The organism is Pyxidicoccus caerfyrddinensis (assembly GCF_010894405.1).
In the GTDB taxonomy this organism is placed as follows: domain Bacteria; phylum Myxococcota; class Myxococcia; order Myxococcales; family Myxococcaceae; genus Myxococcus; species Myxococcus caerfyrddinensis.
Genome location: NZ_JAAIYA010000133.1, coordinates 1 through 538, shown reverse-complemented (window position 1 = coordinate 538; position 538 = coordinate 1). Strand labels below are relative to the sequence as shown.

The following is a 538-nucleotide window of genomic DNA, read 5'->3' as shown; positions in this document are numbered from 1 at the left end:
TCGAGGGCCTCATCGGCCTGTTCGTCAACACCCTCGCGGTGCGCACTGACTTGTCCGGCGACCCGACCTTCCAGCAGCTCGTGGGCCGCGTCCACGAGACGGCCCTGGGCGCCTTCGCCCACCAGGAGCTGCCCTTCGAGAAGCTGGTGGAGGTCCTCCAGCCCTCGCGCCACCTCAACGTCCCTCCCCTGTTCCAGGTGATGTTCGTCCTGCAGAACGCGCCGCTGCCTCCCGTGCAGCTCCCCGGCCTGCTGATGCACGCGCAGCCGCTGGACGGCGGCGCGGCCCGCTTCGACCTGACACTCATCGCCGCCGAGGACCCGAAGGGCCTGCGCCTCACCGCCGAGTACAGCACGGACCTCTTCGATGAAGTCACGGTGGCGCGGCTGCTGGCGCACTTCCACACGCTGCTGCAAGGCGTGGTGGACCGGCCCGAAGCACGCCTGGCCGAGCTGCCCCTCATGGACGGCGCCGAGCAGCACCGCCTCCTGCGCGAGTGGAACGGCGCCCGGGCCGACTTCCCCGCGGACGCGTGCCT

Annotated in this window: 1 protein-coding gene; it reads left to right on the top strand. The window is 71.2% G+C overall.

Going from position 1 to position 538, the window contains the following annotated elements:
- Positions 1 to 538 (top strand): condensation domain-containing protein (locus G4D86_RS51850; protein WP_240360980.1); only part of this gene is annotated, 538 nt, incomplete at both ends.